Annotated in this window: 16 protein-coding genes; 4 read left to right on the plus strand and 12 right to left on the minus strand. The window is 58.0% G+C overall.

Features of this window, described 5'->3' with window-relative positions; genetic code table 11:
• Positions 1-173 precede the first annotated feature (173 nt).
• On the plus strand, positions 174-803 hold the full coding sequence (locus OIM11_00200) for a TetR family transcriptional regulator (protein HJI99571.1): 630 nt from the start codon (positions 174-176) through the stop codon (positions 801-803).
• An 82-nt stretch (positions 804-885) separates the two neighbouring features.
• Here the strand turns inward: OIM11_00200 and OIM11_00205 are convergent, their stop codons facing one another.
• From OIM11_00205 to OIM11_00215, 3 genes are all read right to left on the minus strand, one after another.
• Positions 886-2,115, minus strand: coding sequence for an MFS transporter (locus OIM11_00205; GenBank protein HJI99572.1), 1,230 nt, complete (start codon positions 2,113-2,115; stop codon positions 886-888).
• Between the two features lie 76 nt (positions 2,116-2,191).
• The gene (locus tag OIM11_00210; protein HJI99573.1) at positions 2,192-2,524 is read right to left on the minus strand and encodes a hypothetical protein; all 333 of its coding nucleotides are present in this window, start codon (positions 2,522-2,524) and stop codon (positions 2,192-2,194) included.
• Positions 2,525-2,526: 2 nt separating this feature from the next.
• Complete coding sequence (locus OIM11_00215; protein ID HJI99574.1) at positions 2,527-4,764, minus strand: molybdopterin-dependent oxidoreductase; 2,238 nt, start codon at positions 4,762-4,764, stop codon at positions 2,527-2,529.
• A gap of 511 nt (positions 4,765-5,275) precedes the next feature.
• Between OIM11_00215 and OIM11_00220 the strand changes: the two genes are divergently transcribed.
• Positions 5,276-7,225: an MFS transporter gene (locus OIM11_00220; GenBank protein HJI99575.1), complete on the plus strand. Its 1,950-nt coding sequence runs from the start codon at positions 5,276-5,278 to the stop codon at positions 7,223-7,225.
• 146 nt (positions 7,226-7,371) lie between these two features.
• The gene (locus OIM11_00225) at positions 7,372-7,848 is read left to right on the plus strand and encodes a hypothetical protein (protein ID HJI99576.1); all 477 of its coding nucleotides are present in this window, start codon (positions 7,372-7,374) and stop codon (positions 7,846-7,848) included.
• Between the two features lie 35 nt (positions 7,849-7,883).
• Here the strand turns inward: OIM11_00225 and OIM11_00230 are convergent, their stop codons facing one another.
• From OIM11_00230 to OIM11_00270, 9 genes are all read right to left on the minus strand, one after another.
• Complete coding sequence (locus OIM11_00230; GenBank protein HJI99577.1) at positions 7,884-8,468, minus strand: TetR/AcrR family transcriptional regulator; 585 nt, start codon at positions 8,466-8,468, stop codon at positions 7,884-7,886.
• A 144-nt stretch (positions 8,469-8,612) separates the two neighbouring features.
• Entirely contained in the window at positions 8,613-10,076 is a 1,464-nt protein-coding gene (locus OIM11_00235; protein ID HJI99578.1) for a radical SAM protein, read from the minus strand.
• A gap of 199 nt (positions 10,077-10,275) precedes the next feature.
• Positions 10,276-11,229, minus strand: coding sequence for a hypothetical protein (locus OIM11_00240; protein ID HJI99579.1), 954 nt, complete (start codon positions 11,227-11,229; stop codon positions 10,276-10,278).
• An 18-nt stretch (positions 11,230-11,247) separates the two neighbouring features.
• Entirely contained in the window at positions 11,248-12,438 is a 1,191-nt protein-coding gene (locus tag OIM11_00245; protein ID HJI99580.1) for an MFS transporter, read from the minus strand.
• A 90-nt stretch (positions 12,439-12,528) separates the two neighbouring features.
• A complete protein-coding gene (locus tag OIM11_00250) occupies positions 12,529-12,942 on the minus strand; it encodes a YbaK/EbsC family protein (GenBank protein ID HJI99581.1) in 414 nt (137 codons plus the stop codon).
• A gap of 131 nt (positions 12,943-13,073) precedes the next feature.
• Entirely contained in the window at positions 13,074-13,919 is an 846-nt protein-coding gene (locus OIM11_00255; GenBank protein HJI99582.1) for a protein-ADP-ribose hydrolase, read from the minus strand.
• Complete coding sequence (locus tag OIM11_00260; GenBank protein HJI99583.1) at positions 13,916-14,191, minus strand: hypothetical protein; 276 nt, start codon at positions 14,189-14,191, stop codon at positions 13,916-13,918. The genes OIM11_00255 and OIM11_00260 overlap by 4 nt, the downstream gene beginning before the upstream one ends.
• Positions 14,192-14,349: 158 nt before the next feature.
• The gene (locus OIM11_00265) at positions 14,350-15,312 is read right to left on the minus strand and encodes a DUF5692 family protein (GenBank protein ID HJI99584.1); all 963 of its coding nucleotides are present in this window, start codon (positions 15,310-15,312) and stop codon (positions 14,350-14,352) included.
• Between the two features lie 24 nt (positions 15,313-15,336).
• A complete protein-coding gene (locus tag OIM11_00270; GenBank protein HJI99585.1) occupies positions 15,337-16,284 on the minus strand; it encodes a hypothetical protein in 948 nt (315 codons plus the stop codon).
• Positions 16,285-16,429: 145 nt separating this feature from the next.
• Between OIM11_00270 and OIM11_00275 the strand changes: the two genes are divergently transcribed.
• A complete protein-coding gene (locus OIM11_00275; protein HJI99586.1) occupies positions 16,430-17,092 on the plus strand; it encodes a TetR/AcrR family transcriptional regulator in 663 nt (220 codons plus the stop codon).
• Positions 17,093-17,100 lie beyond the last annotated feature (8 nt).

Below are 17,100 nucleotides of genomic sequence, written 5' to 3' on the forward strand. Positions count from 1 at the left end.
GGTTGCATGAAAAACGCAGCTCAAGCTATAAGAACGGTACTCTGAACAGCAGGACGCTGCCATCTTGTGCGCATGTCCATCGGCAATGGACACTGTCGCCAATGTGTCTTATGAGAATTTACATGGTGAGGCGCAGATTATAGAATCCGAATGAGCAGTCGTCGGGGGGGCTTATGGACAATGACTACGCATCGCCAAACTTTTCCACGAAGATGAAGATTCTCTCATCTCTGAATCGACTATCTGGCGAGCAGGGCAATTCGTTCGATTCGGTAAGCGTCATCCAAATCTGCGAGGACTGCTCTATTTCCAGGTCAACGTTTTACAACCATTTTGAAGATAAGAACGCTATCGTCAGATGGCATTCGAATATCGCCTACGAGATGGGCGTAGACAGAATTGGCAGAACCCTCACTTGGCAAGAGGGGCATTTCATCACAACTCGCTTTCTTGAGAAATACAGCACGCTCTACTCAATGGCAGGATCCGTTACCGATTATGGAGGAGTGCGCCCCTTCTTCTTCAGGCATCGGGTAGAAAATCTCCAAGTCACATTGACGCAGTTCTTCAACATGCACATAACGGAAACACTCGACTTCCTGATTAAGGCAACTGCATCCGTCGAATCCGCGATGGGCAACATTCGTTACTTTGAATCACCAGAAGAGCGCATCGACGCCCGGGAATATGCTGAACTCATTACCCAGGCGGTTCCACATGACATCTACGATCTCTTGAAGGTACCCGCCGACACTTCGAGAGATGACAGTATCATCCTTGCGCTCATCGGTAACGGAGTCTAAGGTACATACGGAAAAGAGGAAGCGGCCCCGTAGGGGGCCGCTTCCTTCTGGGGGAGGGTATGACTAGTCCCGGAGTGAGGACTCAGTCAGCATTGGTTTGCCCCGAGGGAACAGAATTCTGGTGAATCTTGCCCTTGAGGCCAAGCTCCGGCGTAATCATCATGACGACACCTGCCAGGATTACAGAAATGGAGCAGAGCACGAAGAAGAATGCCATGTTTCCGCCAGATAACGGCGTGAACACAAATGACGGTATCAAGAACGCTGCGAGATTCTGGAAGAACGTCTGAATTCCACCTGCTGTGCCCATATACTCCGGCTTGATGGTTGGGATGAGGCCAACGCAGCCCTTGATGAGCGCGATGTTGCCCCAAGAAAGCAGGCATCCGGAAATAATGAGGGGCAGAGTCGCGTCACCAAGTGGAAGCAGCCAACCGGCAATCAGCAGCGCATTGCCCACAAAAACCGTAATGGCGAAAACCGGCTTTATTCTCTTCAGCGCATCGGCGATAGGACCGACAATCCAATTCGAGGGAATACCCGCCAAGGAGATCATCGACGCCCAAGCAGCGGCCATCGCAGGATCGAGACCTTTGCTCTGAAGGCCGATCGGAACATTTCCGGCATAGGATGCCGAAGAGGCCATGGAGAGAACCATCGCGAGTGAGACGAGGAGCAGGATCTTATTGGAGAGAACGGACTTCACGGCCTTGGCGCTGTATTCGTCCTTGATGACGACGGCATTCTTTGGCATGCGCGCCAATGCGAACCAGATGACGCAGGCAACGACGAAGACAGCCGCCGTGCCGGTGAACATGGGGCCAATCTCGGGGCAACCCGATGCTAAGGCCATCATGATGGAAACACCCACACCAGCGCCAGAGACGTATAACGTCATTGCGGTCGTGACTTGCCTCTTGCCAAACCAGGCACCAAGAAACTTAACTGAATTCGCATTCATACCGGCAAGACCGATGCCCATCACGAAACACGAGATATAGAGCGGCCAGAACTCGACGCAGAAGATACGGGCGATTGCCGCAGCACAGGAAATGACCATGCCGATTCCCAGAATCTTTGTGACGCCAAATCGATCCGCAAGGATGCCCATCGGAATGGACAGGAGCGCACCGGTCAAAAAGCTAATCATCGTCAGCTGAATGAACAGGTCTTGTGGGACTCCCCAACCGCCTATTAGCACCTCGGCATACGCACCGGGGACCATCAAGGCAGCCATGAGCGTCGCGTGCATAAGAAAGAGGCAGAATACCGCAATCCACCGTCTTGGAGAAAGCTTTTCTTTTTCGTTCATTGGTAATTCCTTCCTTGGTCTCGTATGAAACCTGCAAGTCGGAGATTCTCGTTGCAAGGCGAACTTGTCTTGTAGCTCAGCGGATGGTGTAGAGGGCGCGATCGAGGTGACCCTCCATGTCCTTGGCAAGCTCACTCACGTTTCCGTAGCTTATGCAGCGAGCTTGGCAATGCTGTACGCAGCTGGGCTGTTTTCCAAGCGATACCCTCGTCGCACATCCATCGCACTGATCAGTTGGAATCGGAACATATGAGAGCTGCCATGTTTCGGGTGCGTATTCCCAAGGACCCAGCTCGAACACCTTGATTCCCGTTTGACCAACCGGCATGTCGTGTTCCTGTTGGCACGCCATCTCGCATGCATGGCAACCCGTACACCAATCCGTTTCTATAAGAAGGCCCTTAGTCATGGCTATTCACCATCCTTCGCCTTGTAAATCTTGCAAAGTGAGCACTTGTAGTTGCATCCAAAGCCACCATCACCATTCCCGAAGGGGATAAGATTGTTGATGTTGAGCTCGAAGGCATCGTAGAACTGCTCGGGGTCGGCCTCCGGATACCACCATCCATGATCACTCGATACAATCTTCTCGCCCCATATGGGTGTCTCCTTGACGCGTCTCTTCGCGCGGCCAAACTGATTCTCGACCCACACCCAGTCGCCATCACGAACCCCATAGCGCTTAGCGGTTTCCGGATGCACCTCTAGAACGGGATCGGGATGCTGGGAGCGCAGGCGTTCGATCTGACGATGTTCGGAATGGAACGATGAATGACGACGCGAACCCGTTGACAGAATAAGCGGATACTCCTCCATCAGCTCAGGCGTGGACCCAGGTCCAGGTGTCGGCTCCTCGAAATACGGAAGCGGATCGATCCCGGCCGAAGCATATATGGTCGAATACAGCTCAATACGGCCAGTAAGCGTCCCGAAGCCAGGTTGTCCATCTGCCCTCAAAAGGCCCTTTTCATGACGGTTGTACTCGAAGGGAATCATTGCTGGACCACATTCCTGCACTTCTTTGAAGCTCATTGCTGTCGAGGTCAAGACGTCATCGAACATCGCCTGCACGTTTTTCCACGGCCATGCTTCGGGATTGATGCGCCTTCCAATCTCCAGATTGATCTCCATGTCCGATTTACGATCGGTCTCCAGTACCTTGTTAATCGTATCGGCACGCTGCGCACCGCAGATCACACAAAGGCCATCACGCTCGGGATAGGTCGCCGCAGGCAAAAGCACGTCAGCAAAAGCCATCGCCGTCGGTGTCATGAAGAGATCGACATTGACAATGAAGTCGAGCTTCTTCGTTGCCTCGTACACACGCCTCGGATCGGTGCCCATACACGCGATTACATTGCAGGCCTGTAGATACAAACCATGGATAGCATACGGCTCACCGGTCTCCATGGCATGCATGAGCTCATCAGCATTGCACGTACGGATTAGGCGGCAAAGCGGATATTTCTCTCCGCCAATGATTTTCGCCTCTTGCTCTGGAGTCAGGAACTCCGCACCCCAACCTGCGCTTGCATATGAAAGAAGCGTAGGAGGCAGTATGTTCGTACCGGGTTTTTCGATGTTGCCCGTGATGTGGAAGATGCTCATGATGGCCTGACCGGCGGGCAGCGTTTGCTTTACCATGTCGACGGCGACGCCCCATTGGAGAGCTGCCGAATCGGCCTTTCCAATCATGCGCGCGGCTTCGATTATTTTCTCCTCCGGCACCCACGTGATTTCGGACACCCTGGAAGGAGGATACTCTTTGACCCTCTCGGCTAACTCATCAAAACCGTAGGTCCATCTGTCAACAAAATCGTGATCGTACAGATTCTCCTCAATAAGGACATTGAGAATGCCGAGGGCAAGGGCTGCATCGGTGCCAGGTCGCAGGGCAAGGTGAAGCTCGGAATGCCGTGTCAACCAGTTCACCTTGGGATCGACGACAATAAGCTTGGTCCCCCTGCGCATAAGGTCGACGACCCAGTGACCGTAGAATCCGTCGGAATTGGAAACGATGGGGTTATTTCCCCAAACGACCATGAGCTCGGGAACCTTGTACAGAGGATTGTCATAGCGATCTGCAAACTGTTGCGAGCAATCGGCAACGGTCATCCCACCCTGTTGGCAAATACCAGCCATAATGCGAGGCATATAGCACGCAACGCCCGACATTCCATAGCACAAGTGATTTGGCGACCCCACGGACCAAGCCAGACGAAGCAGCCATTGGGCGACATCGCGACCCGTACCCTGACCGAAAACGATTGATTCCGGTCCGTACTTTTCGGATATTTCTTTGAATTTGTCGGCAACCAAATCGAATGCCTCATCCCAGGACACCTCGTGCCATGCGTCCTTGCCGCGGTCTGCGCGATCTCGAACCAGCGGCTTGCTCAGGCGATCCTTGTGGTATACGACCTCGCGAACATCAAGACATCGCTGGCAAAGACGCCCCTGGTTGTAAGGATGCTCGGGATCGCCCTCAACCTTCACCAGTCTGCCATCATCATCGGTATACATCAGCACACCACAACCGTCATGGCACCCTGGTCCCGACCACGCACAACCGCGCGTAACATGTAGCCCGGCTTCGTCATATTGAAATGGCTTCTCGTGCGGGACCAAGACATAGTCTTTCTCGCCCATTCCCCACTCCTCTCCTTCTCGACAGCTGAAATAACCATCCGTAGATGAGGGTAAGAAGGAGCTCATGGGCATTCAACGAGCATGATGGGGCATCCTTCCACCGTAAGCACTCAGTCTTGAGAAAATGAAATATCAGATTGGACACTCTTTGGATTCTGTGCATCAACTTGTCTGGCGTGGCCGCAAGCGCGTGACGGAAGCAGGCGGCGGTTCGAAGTAACAGACACGGGAATGAGACAGTTGCTCAGGGACACTGTCTCATTCCTCGGGCGAATCTCGAAAGAACCGTTCGCGGATTCGATGCGGCCATCTCCTGGGATGTGCGTGCTATCATCCCTGCCCGACAACCAAATAGGAACTGCAAACGACACATGTGGCGCTACGGCGCGTAAATCTGATCACGGCACAGGAGCGATTCGAGCCTCGTGAACCGGATGATTTGCGTGCCGAGCGCTTTCTTGTTGCTTGCATTGGATTTCCCGGCCGCACGCCACGGAAAGCGAGAAGCACCATGACCAGCAAGAACCTCGACCATGACAAGCCCTCATCGCGCAAGCCGGCAGTCACCCTATTCGTGGCCGCCTTCGCGGCGTTTCTCGCCACCTTCAACGAGACGTTCCTGAACGTGGGATTCGCCCCCATCATGGAAAGCCTCTCCGTCGACGTGAGCACGGTGCAGTGGCTCGCGACGGCCTACATGCTCGGGGCGGCGGTCATGGTGCCCGTATCGGCCTTCGCCTACCGCTCGTTTCCCACCCGCCCGCTCTTCTGCGCCACGACGGCGCTTCTGGTCATCGGCTCGGTCGTCGGAGCGCTCGCGCAGAACTTTGCCGTGCTGCTCATCGGGCGCATCATCCAGGCACTGGGCACGGGCATGCTCATCCCCATCGGCATGAACATCACCCTCGAGGTTGCCCCACGCGAGAAGCTCGGAACCTACATGGGCATCATGGGTGCCATGACGACGTTGGGACCCTCGTCTAGTGTCATCCTCGCCGGCCTCATTCTGGCCGTGGCCGATTGGCATATGCTGCTGTGGACCTTCGCCGCGCTCTCGACGCTGTGCTTCCTGGCAGGAGCGATCATCTTACGCGACATCGCCAAGCTCAGCTATCCCCGCCTTGACGCCCTCTCCGTGGCACTCATCGGTATTGCGCTTATCGGCATTCTCTACGGCATATCGATGGTGTTTGGTGGAAACGTCATCATCGCGCTTGTCGCGGCTATCATCGGCATCATTGCGCTCGTTGCCTTCATCAAACGCCAGGGCAAGCTTGCCGATCCCCTCATCAACCTCGAACCCCTCAAGATCGCGCCCTTTGCCGTGGGCGTCATCGCCAACATGCTCTCCCTGATCGTCATCTTCGCGATGAACATCATCGTGCCGACGTTCATGCAATCGATCCTGGGAACGCCGGCTCTCGTCGCTTCCCTCACGCTGTTTCCGGCAATCCTGTGCTCGTGCGTCGTCTCGCCCGTAGCCGGTCGCGTCTTTGACAAGCACGGTCCCGGCGTGTTGCTGCCCCTGGGCTTTGCATGCATGGCAGCATTTTCCGTGCTCACGGGCATCTTCATCGCGACCGCCAACCCCATCGTGCTGGCGCTCATCTACATCCCGGTCATCTGCGGCTCGGCCCTCGTCATCGGGCCGGTGCAGAGCTTTGCGCTCTCGAAGCTTTCCTACCAGCTCAACCCTCATGGCGTCACGGTCATGTCCACGGGCTTCCAAATCGCCGGATGCATCGGCTCGTCCGTGTTCACGGGCGTCTATGCTGCGGTGAGTGCGGTCACGGCCGCCGGCGGCGCATCCGCTGCCCAAGCAGCGACCCAGGGCATGGTCGTCACCGGATGCCTGGTCGGCGCCGTTGCCCTGGTCGGATTCATCGTGGCTCTCTGGATTCGCCGCCAGGCCGCCAGCAGCGCCATCGCCGCCACTGAAAGCTGGGAGCAGGCGCAAGTCGAGGAAGCGGTCCACGAGTCCGGCATGGGCATCGAGCCGAACGTGGTCTCACTCATGAAAACCGATGTGTACACCCTCGCGGAAGACGCCCTTGCATCCGATGCCATGCAGCTCTTCGCGTCCAAGGGAATCTCGGGCGCGCCGGTCGTCAGCGAGAGGGGAGCGATCGTCGGCTTCGTCTCGGATGGCGACGTGATGCGCAGTCTCGCCAATCAGGTGCCGGCGTTCAAGAGCGCATGGTCGTTCATCGTCGAGCTCGACAACGAGGACTTCAACAAGACGCTCGGCGAAGTCATGAAGACGCCGGTCAGCCAAATGGCAACCCGCAATGTCATAACCGTGAACGCGACTGACGACATGGGCGCTGTCGCGCGCGTCCTCGTTGACAATCACCTGAAGAAAGCACCGGTAATGCAAGACGGGCACATGGTGGGCATCATCAACCGCTCCAACATAACCGCCTATGCCGTGTCGGCCTATCTCGGAGAAGCGACGAATTAGCAAATGAGACAGTTGCTCAGAGACGGTGTCTCATATTGCGATTGATATCATAGGCTCTGACACGTTGGAATCAGGAGGATGAGCGGCAAGGCAGCCCATCCTCCTGGCTTTATGAGCAGATTCGGAGTCTTCAGGTGGGTTCGCAGGTGAACTGGCGCAAAGTCAACGGGGCCATTGCTGGCGTTCTGTGCCTGTTCTTCCTCGTGCACGGCATCCTCGGAATCCTATGGACGAGCGGTGCCATCAACGCGGAGCTCGCGTTTGTCATATGGGCGTTCTTCATCGCGGCCCTCGTTCATGGACTATTGAGCATCGTGACAAGCCGGCAGATGCTGCACGATGCCGAAAGGCCGCCAAGCCGCCGAAAGAAGCGGCACCTCGTTCTCAAATGGGTAACGGGCCTGGCGCTCTTGCTCATCGCCTGCGTCCATGCCCTGCTCCCGGAACACGCGGCAGCATGGCCCTCCGTCAGCATCCTCGTGGCCCTCGCGTTAGCCGTACACATGTACGTGGGCGGAAAATCCCTGACCAGCGACCTTGGGTTACCTCGCGGAATGTGCATCGCCTTCAGGCTCGTGGCGATTGCCTGGGCAGGCATCGTCTGCATCGGACTGCTCACGTAAGTCATAGACGAAAGGCGTGTCTCGCCAAACGTCGCTCATGTCTGCTGGCTATCCTCCACCAACTTGTTCACGATATCGAACGCGTGATACAGGTAATCCGCGCCCCAGATGTCCTTCAGGTCGAAGCTCCCGCTCTCGCGACTCCTGTACGTGAAGATTCCCAGAAATCCGCCGATGACGAACTCCAGGGACGTACGGTCTCGCAAATCGAGCCCGTCCACGTCAATGCCCAACTTGGCGCTCCACATCCTCAGGATGGCGTCATGTAGCATGCGGCGCAACTGAGAAGGGGCCCTATCATCGGCCAGGAGGCATACCCGATCCAGGCGCATCGAGAACTCGCTCTTCGAGAGGTAGTCGGGAATCTGCGCATCTCCCCTGATCGCCTCGATAACCGTGTAGATGAACTGCGTCTCGACAAGGGACTCCGCAGCCGCACGGGCCAGCTCGTCGATGTTGTCGAAGTGGTAGTAGAAGGTGTTCTTGTTCACACCAGCCGACCTGCACAGCCCCACCACGCTTATGCCCTCGTAGGACCCTTCGGCGAGCGCATCCCAGAACGCCGCTTCCAGCTTGTCACGGGCGGTGTCATCGCCCTTTTTGTAGTGGGGTCTCGGCATGGCTCTCCCCATCGACGGACCGTGGATGCATTGGCCATTTAATTAGCCCGTGCAGCCAATTAACGGGAAGAGTAGCATGCAGACAGCCCTGGTGGGCGTTACAAATACGTGACGATGGGTAACTGGCGCACGCTGCGTCAGCCGTTATTTTGTCGCGAAGATGGAGTCCTTGTCGCGGTCGGGATCGAAGGCGGCATGCATCGTGCGACCCTGACGCCCCAGGCGTTCCAGGTCGCTATCAGCCAGGCCGCTGCAGGTGCGGTTGCGCAGCTCGGCACGCGGATCGTCCGGGTCGGTCCAGAGTCTTTCTGCCACCGGCGCCCATGCGCGTGCTGCGGGTCGGCATTTCTCCGCAAGGTCGTGAGCGCTTTCGGTCGCCTGCAAATCGGTGCAGTGGGCTCCCGTCTCCTCGACCATGTGCTCGATGCACTCGGGATTCTCGAGCATCGGACACGGCCGCAGCAGATTGTCGTTGAAGGGCTGCCCTTCGTAGTAGGCCATGAAGATGGGCGAGCGCAGACAGTCGAGTAACGACATCTCACGGACGTTGGCATTCGAATAGTGGATGAACACGCAGGGCTCGACGTCACCGGCAGCATTGATGTGCAGGTAGCGTCTGCCACCGGCGATGCAACCGCCCACGAACTCGCCATCGTGCTGGAAGTCCAGAGTGAGGATGGGCTTGGTCTCGCGTATGCGACGGTTGAAGCGGTAGAGGCGCTCGCGGTCCTCGGGGGTGGGCATGAGGGAGGTAGGGGCGTCCTTGCCCACGGGCATGTAGGTGAAGATCCAGGCAAACAACGCGCCCTTCTCGATGAGCCAGTCGAAGTACTCGTCGCTGGCAACGGAAGGCGCGTTGTCGTGGGTATAGCAAATGGAGACGCCAAAGGGCAGCCCATGTCTGCTCAGCAGATCCATGGCGGCCTCCACCTTGGCGTAGGTGCCCTCGCCTCTGCGCCCGTCCGTGGCTGCCTCGTCGCCCTCGGCCGAGATGGCCGGGATGAAGTTCTTGACGCGGATCATCTCCTGGCAGAACTCCTCGTCGATGAGCGTGGCGTTGGTGAAGCACAAGAACGCGCAATCGGGATGGGCCTCGCAGAGCTTGATGAGATCGTGCTTGCGCACCAGCGGCTCGCCGCCCGTGTAGATGTAGATGTGGACGCCAAGCTCCTTGCCCTGGCAGATGATGGAGTCGATCTCGTCATAGCTCAGGTTGAGCTTATGGCCGTACTCCGCAGCCCAGCAGCCCGTGCAGTGCAGGTTGCAAGCGCTCGTGGGATCGAGCAGGATGGCCCAGGGGATGTTGCAGCGATACTTCTCGCGCATCTTCTCCTGTACGCCCCATGCTATGAGGTTGGACTCGACCAGGACGGTCTTGATCATGTCGTTGCGAACCGCGGGGTTGAGGTTCATGATCCGCATCATGAGCTGGTACATGTTGTTGTCGGGATCGGACATGACCTTCGTGAACGCCTCGCGCTGCGCGGGAAACAGGGCATCGGGGCAAATGGCGTTGATCTTGTCCATCACCTTGCTCATGTTGTTTTCGGGATCTGCGCAGAGGTAGTCGACAAGTTTGTTGGCCGCCGTGCGCTTTGCAAAGTCCATTGGTCTCATAATCCGGACCTTTCCTCTTGCCTGGCCGAAAGGGCCGCAATGCCGCGTTTTGCTTTTCTGACTAGTCTAGGATTCGCCACGACGCACAAAAATGGCCGATATGCGGGATACCGGCCAATAATGCGACTATGGCTTCATGGACGCGATGATAGCTGGAGCGCGGTCCCAGGAATGTGCTCGGTGAGCAAACCTATTCTTCGAACATGTGCTCAGCAGCCAAAGCGCGTTCTGCGTTGCGGCGGAACACCGCAGGGTCGCGAATGTAGTTGTACATGACCGACCTCAGTACATCGCGATAGTAATCATCGTCAAAGCTATCAAGCCCAGCCACCCGTTCCAAATCGAAGCTAGCCACGAGCTCTTCCAAAAACGGATCCTTGCGCTTGGCTCGACGCAGCACGTCGTGATTGCGAGGACAGACCTCCTGGCATATGTCACAGCCGTGAATGTAGGTGCCCATGGCCTTTGAATCGGCTTGCCCATTGGGGATGAGGCAGTTGAGCAAGATGCACTTCATGGGGTTCAGGTGCCGCGACGACTCGATGGCTCCCGTCGGACATGCCTTCAGACACAGGTTGCAATCCGGCGGGCACTCGTTTTCGATTGGAGCCTGGTCGTAGACGAGCTCTGCGTCCACGAGCCACGTGTAGAGAACGACGAACGATCCGTCCTCCTCGGTATAGGCGAAGTTGTTGTTGCCGTAGGTGACGAGCCCGGCCTCCGCGCAGATGGGCCGGGCGGGCAGCTCGATGTTGCCGCGATAGACCTCCATGCCCTGCGATTCCAGAAACTCCCCCATGGCTTCCAGGCGCTTGCCCGCCACGTTATCAGGGACGGGCACATAGCAACGGGCCAGGTATATGCGGCCGATGTACTTCAGCAGCTCGGGCGGGTAGTCCACATCGCCAAACCCGAAGGTAGCGCACACGATGGACTTGCCCTGGGGGAAGAACTCGGAGGGAAAGCACCCGGCGTAAAACGACGCGGGATTGTCGATGAAGCGCTCGTAGCCGTTGCGCGCGCGAACCGCGGCGGCGTAATCCGGAAAGTCATGGCACGGTATGACGCCCACGTGAGAAAACCCGAGCTCCAGGCCCTTCATCTTGATGCGCCTGGTCAGCGCCTCGCGAGCTTCGACGTCCATGATGCACCCCCGATTCGTCTAGGTAATTCTATCCTGCCGACGCTGCAGATTCCAACGCAAGACGATGAGGGAGGCCCCTATGGCGGGTATGAGCATCGCCAGCCACATGAGCGAATACGCCTCGGGTTGGCTGCCGAGAATCGGCGTTGCGGCCTCTATGACCATTCCCCCGATGATGGGACCGATGAGCATTCCCAGGTCGAGCCCCGTGAAGGCGGTATTACTTGCGGCGCCGCGTCGAGACGGGGGCACAGAGGCCAACGCAGCAGATTGGAGCAGCGGGCCGCAACATCCGAATCCAGCCGAGCCCAGAATCGCGGCGATGATGAACGTCGCCAGATTGTCCGCAGCGGCAAATGCGACATAGGACGCCGCGAAGAACGCGATGCCAACAAGGAGCACCCGCGGTGCTCCAAACCTATCGGCCATGCTTCCGAATAGGGGGCGTGTTCCCAATAGGCAGAGGGAATACACGATGAAGAAGACCCCCATCTGGGAAACCCCCACGGAGTAGCCATACAGCACGACGTAGGCGCCCATGCACGAAAACGAGGTCGCGAGCAGCATCAGGGCGACGCCCTTTCCCACTGCCTCCGGCGCGAACATGCGATCGAGTTTCAACTCGTACCGCAAACGCTCCCGATACGGCTCCCGTATGAGTCCGACACCGCACATGGCCACCAGGAGGCAACCTGCGGCGAGGAAGTAAGATGGCGAAAAGCCAATGGCATCCACTAGATACAACCCTGCCGCTGGACCGATTACCTGCGCGAACGACTGCGCCAGGGCATAGATGCTTATTCCGCTCGCGAACCTCGATTCCGGAAGGAACTCCGATACGAGCGACATGGCGAGTGGGCCACTACAGCCAATCCCAATGCCGTGCACGAGCCTGACGATGACAAGCCCCTGCAGGGAATCCACCACACCGTAGAGGAACATGCAGGCGCATATGATGCACTGCGATGCCATGAGCAGACGCTTGCGCGAGAAGCTGTCGAACGCAGGGCCCGCGAAGGGCCTGATGAGCAATGCCGTCACGGAAAACGAGCTCACCACTATGCCTACCACGGAAGGAGATGCTCCCAGCGCGTCGGCATACACCGGAAGCGTGGTGTTGGCCATGAACGCGGCCATAGACTGGAAGAGGTTCACCACCATCAACGCGATGTAGGGAAAGCTCCAGATGCTCTCTTTTTGCTCTTTCACGCGGCCGCCTTCGTCTTGGTACGCACACACTATAGCCGTAGGCTAGCCTACTGCCGCGCGGGAAAGTCCAATCGAAACAGGTGATGTGCCTCACTCCGGCAACTTGCAGACGTCCACCCACTCGCTTTTGGGAACAATCGCCGCCAGCTCATCGGGCGTCAACGCGATGGCGCTGTTGGAACTTCCGCACGCCGGATAGACCATGTCGAACCTGCGCAGGGACTCGTCGAGATAGACATCGCACCCGTCTTTCACGCCAAAAGGGCACACGCCACCGACGGCATGGCCGATGCGCTCTTCCGCCTCGTCGGCGGACAGCATCTTCGCCTTGCACCCGAAGCGCGTCTTGAACTTAGGATTCGCTATGCGTGCGTCTCCGGCGCACACCACGAGCGCCACCCGGTCACCCACCGCAAACGAAAGCGTTTTGGCTATGCGCTCGGGCTCACAGCCGACCGCCTGGGCGGCAAGCTCCACCGTGGCGCTCGAAGTCTCGAATTCCAAGACATCTCCTTCACGCCCGTATACGGCGAGATGCTTCTTTGCCCTCTCTAACGACATGGCTCCTCTTCTCTCTATCCTGCCTTCGGGAATGATAGAGGACTTATGCAGCAACGGCCATCTGCGACCGAGCCTCAGGCTTCAAGAAGCTTGCTTCCCCGTCCTGTGTCATCTCCTGTGTCATCCCCCAGCAGCTCGCGATATAACCGCTCGTCCGTCTCCCCATACACGTTGAAGACGACATCGAGCGCGTTATCGTGACTGTCGAGCCATTCGTCCACCGCGGTCACGGCGATGTGCGCCGCCTCGTCCTGGGGAAACCCGAACACGCCCGTGCTGATGCAGCAAAGGGCGATCGACTCGCAGCCCGCCTCAAGCGCGGCATCCAGGCAGGCAGTGTAGCAGTTGGCGAGCAGCGCACAGTCAAGGTCACTTGCCTCACCGCGCGCGATAGGCCCCACGGTGTGGATGATGTGCCCGCTCGGCAGGTTGAAGGCGCTGGTCACCTTTGCCATGCCGGTGGGCTCGGGATAGCCCTGCTCCTCCATCAGCCGCGCGCACTCGAGGCGCAGCTGGATACCCGCAAAGGTGTGGATGGCATTGTCGATGCAATGATGCCCCGGCACGAAGCATCCGAGCATCTGGGAGTTCGCGGCGTTCACGATGGCATCGACGCCCAGCGTCGTGATGTCACCACGCCACAGGCGCATGGAATCGCGTCCCTCAACAGGCTCGATGTCATCGAGGGCCGTCGTGCCCCGGTACTCCAGAGTGCCCTGCAAGAGACAGTCCTGCAATACGATGAGCTCCTCGGATGCCGGGACAGGCGGACGCGTGTTCACCAGCGCACGAAATAGGTCCCATTGCGCTTGGGGGCCCTCGGGAACGGTCACCACGTCGTCACGCTCTTCGAGCAGCAGTTCGATGACCGCGGGAAGGGCCTTCTCGATCTTTTGGAGCAGTTCCACCCTATCGCTCATGACAACCCGTCCTCTCCAAGACCAGGCCCCGCTACCAACGCATCCAACACCGGGTCTATGTCGGCGTCGAGGCAAATCGAGCGGCCCGCTATCAACCTTCCAGCCATCATGTCACAATACGTGGCGCTTGCTGGGCCTGCTGCCAGGTAATGTGCGCTCATGGTCGTGTCACCAGCCACCACGCCGCATTTCATGGCAATTACGCCAAGCAATGTGCGCATGGTCGCGCCCTCGACCACCACACCACCATACGTGGCACTTACGTTGTGCATCGCCAAGCAATGTGCACCTGTGGCTTCGTTGCTTACCACCAGACCACAATGTGTGGCGCTCGCTGGAACCGCGGCTTGTCCTTTGGTAAACCCTAAGATAGGATTTTTGGTATCGCTTAGGAAGTAGGCACAATATTGTGCTGTAGGTGCCTAAATGCCTAGCGGTTCTCCTCGACGATGCGCTCGTAGGGCTTGGTGCCCTTGTAGATCTCGTCCTTGAGCGGATTGAGCTTGAACTTGCGGATGCGATAGAGCTGGTAGACGGCCACGGCGACGTTTGCCGCCAGCGCGATGAGGCTCACCACGAAGAACGCGGTGGGATTGTGCGTGGTGGGAATGGGCGCCAGCACGTCGGCAAACTGCGGAACCGTCATGACGAACATGATCCACAGCGCAAGCGTCTGGGCCCGGTGCTGCAACCACGCACCCCGCTTGATGAAGAAGGTGGGGATGGTGCATGCGAGCAGAAGCGCCAGGCCGCAATAGGCCGAGTGGTCCGAGATGCAGTTGTAGGTATAGGCGAAGTTCCACAGGTCGTAGGCGATGATCCAGGGCCAGATCATGTCGGGCCAGATCATGTCCTTGGAGGAGTCCTTCGAGATGAAGATCCCGAACCAGCCGCAAATCGTGACGATGTTCAAGATGCCCGCAATGCCGTTCATGATGTTCCACGGGCCCGATATGGTCCAGAGGTTCTCAACGACGCCACCACTCCACAGGGCAAAGCCGAACACCTGGAAGTCGCGGATGACGGCCTCGGCAATGTTGATGGCGAGGATGAGCGGCGGGAAACACAGCGCCCATTTCTTCTCGTACAGATAATGGACCTTGCCGTCCTTGCCGTTCCACTTGACGAAGCGCAAGGCGATGAAGCCGAGACAGCCCGCAAGGGCCGAATAGGTCTTCACCCAATTGAACCAGGTGCCGGTTCCGTACTCGTTTCCAGGCGCGGCGGTCTCGGGCCAGACGAAGATGGTCAACGCGATGGGAACGATGGCGAAAAGCGCCAAGCCGGCCCACAGCTTCACGCGTCCCAACTCGTTGAAGGCCATGAGCGCAAACAGGACGAACAGCCAGATGGCCCAGTAGATGGGATCGGCGGCTTGATACAGAATCCCCATGATGGTTCCCCTTCCCTCAAATACCTACTTGGAGACTTCGGGCTTGTCGCCCACCTGCTCGTCCACGACGATGGCAGCCTCGGTGCTCACCGGGTCTCCGTACTCGTCTATCAGGCCTTCCTCCCGGCCAACGAGGTATTCCTCCCGAGCCTTGCGCCGGCGGAAGGTGACATCGGCCTTTCCGCTGCTCAACTGGTAGCAGTACCAGAAGACGAACGGGATGCCGATGATGCCGTTGATCATGCCCCACCAGTACATCACGTCGGGGTTGAACCAGGCCGCGCTGTTCATGATGGTGGGGAACAGCAACGGGAAGCAGCTGCGCAGCAGCAGGTGTATGCCCAGGGTGTAGATTCGGCCGGTGATGTAGAGTTCCGGCTGCCGCTTGATGATGGGATAGAGCTCGGCTGCGGCCAGGATGCAGCACGTGCTGGCAAAGAACGCATGACCCTCGGCATAGACGAAGCACGCGTTCCACGTGGTGTAGAGGAAGTTCCACATGGGCACCGTGTAGGCGATGATCTCGCCGTAATGCGCGGTGTCGTACTTCCAGTACTTGTCGCCAAAGGGCATCGTGACACACAGGATGAACCCGGCCAGGGCGTTCATGTAGTTGCCCATCTCGACGTCGCGCAAGGTCGCCTCGGCGATGTTGCAGAACACGATGCCGTAGAGCACCCAGCGCACCCAGCGCTGGCGCATGAGGCGCCAAAACGGAGTGTCCTTTTGCTGCACGGCGGCGATGCGCCCGATTCCGGCATAGATGAGCGGCAGTATGACCGACAGGTTCTTGGCCCAGCGGAACCAGTCATCGGCCGGTATGTTCATGATCCAGAACGGGATGGTGGCAAGCGAGACCACCCAGAACCACATGGAGGTGCGGTAGTGGCGACGCATGAACTCCGTGAACAACATCAGGAGTATGGTGTATATCACCATCGAAATTGGAGTAACCCAAACAGGAACCGTCATGGCGTGCCTCCTCACCTCGGTGTTTTCCCAGCTAAATGCGGGAAATCAGCCGCAGTGTACCATCTCGGAGTATAATAAGATTTAACATATTGGCCTGATATGTGAAAGACATGACGAAATTTGCCAACCTAGGCCAGGTGAGGACATGACGACAATCCTCGAATATGGGGAGCGTTCGCCACGCGAAGCCGCTTCGCATGTTCGCCCTCATAGACAGAACCTGAGTGAGACACGCCGGCTCACGGGAACGCGCGGCAACATCGCCACGGCTGCCCGCAAGCTCTTCGAACGTGACGGCGTACGGGCGACCACGGTCAGGGCTATCGCGCAGGAGGCCAACGTGACCCGCGAGCTCGTCTACTATCACTTTGGGAACAAGAACGGCATCATCGAGGCGGTCATCGACGATTATGTCGAGGACTTGGTAGAAAGCGTCATCGCATGGAACGAAGAGCGGGTCTTCGGAGACACCCGGGGTTCGCTCAGGAAGTGCGTGCGCATCTTCCGCTATGCGCTCTACGATGCCGAAGGCACCCCGCGTCCGATGATCCGCGTGCTCGAGGAACTCGGCGTGCGCGACGCGTTTGACGTGAGAGCGACCCGGGAAACGGCGGAGCTTCTCTACGATCACATCGCCACCGAATACGCCGCATACCATCAGATAGAGATCGAGCTCGTCTACGAAATGTTCTGCGTCGCAATCTTTGGCCTGGTGGGACTCGTGAAGGTCAAGCCCGACATCAGCGACGACGACCTGATGAAGGTCGTTGAGCAGACCCTGCGCCTCGACATGATCCCCCTCGCGTGAGGGCAGGG

The organism is Coriobacteriaceae bacterium, assembly GCA_025992705.1.
Lineage (GTDB): Bacteria > Actinomycetota > Coriobacteriia > Coriobacteriales > QAMH01 > QAMH01.

What these genes read in the sequence shown, in the direction of transcription:
- OIM11_00200 (HJI99571.1), top strand. Translation starts at nt 174, where the DNA reads ATGGACAATGACTACGCATCGCCAAACTTTTCCACGAAGATGAAGATT.
- OIM11_00205 (HJI99572.1), bottom strand. Translation starts at nt 2,115, where the DNA reads ATGAACGAAAAAGAAAAGCTTTCTCCAAGACGGTGGATTGCGGTATTC.
- OIM11_00210 (HJI99573.1), bottom strand. Translation starts at nt 2,524, where the DNA reads ATGACTAAGGGCCTTCTTATAGAAACGGATTGGTGTACGGGTTGCCAT.
- OIM11_00215 (HJI99574.1), bottom strand. Translation starts at nt 4,764, where the DNA reads ATGGGCGAGAAAGACTATGTCTTGGTCCCGCACGAGAAGCCATTTCAA.
- OIM11_00220 (HJI99575.1), top strand. Translation starts at nt 5,276, where the DNA reads ATGACCAGCAAGAACCTCGACCATGACAAGCCCTCATCGCGCAAGCCG.
- OIM11_00230 (HJI99577.1), bottom strand. Translation starts at nt 8,468, where the DNA reads ATGCCGAGACCCCACTACAAAAAGGGCGATGACACCGCCCGTGACAAG.
- OIM11_00235 (HJI99578.1), bottom strand. Translation starts at nt 10,076, where the DNA reads ATGGACTTTGCAAAGCGCACGGCGGCCAACAAACTTGTCGACTACCTC.
- OIM11_00240 (HJI99579.1), bottom strand. Translation starts at nt 11,229, where the DNA reads ATGGACGTCGAAGCTCGCGAGGCGCTGACCAGGCGCATCAAGATGAAG.
- OIM11_00255 (HJI99582.1), bottom strand. Translation starts at nt 13,919, where the DNA reads ATGAGCGATAGGGTGGAACTGCTCCAAAAGATCGAGAAGGCCCTTCCC.
- OIM11_00260 (HJI99583.1), bottom strand. Translation starts at nt 14,191, where the DNA reads ATGCACAACGTAAGTGCCACGTATGGTGGTGTGGTGGTCGAGGGCGCG.
- OIM11_00265 (HJI99584.1), bottom strand. Translation starts at nt 15,312, where the DNA reads ATGGGGATTCTGTATCAAGCCGCCGATCCCATCTACTGGGCCATCTGG.
- OIM11_00270 (HJI99585.1), bottom strand. Translation starts at nt 16,284, where the DNA reads ATGACGGTTCCTGTTTGGGTTACTCCAATTTCGATGGTGATATACACC.
- OIM11_00275 (HJI99586.1), top strand. Translation starts at nt 16,430, where the DNA reads ATGACGACAATCCTCGAATATGGGGAGCGTTCGCCACGCGAAGCCGCT.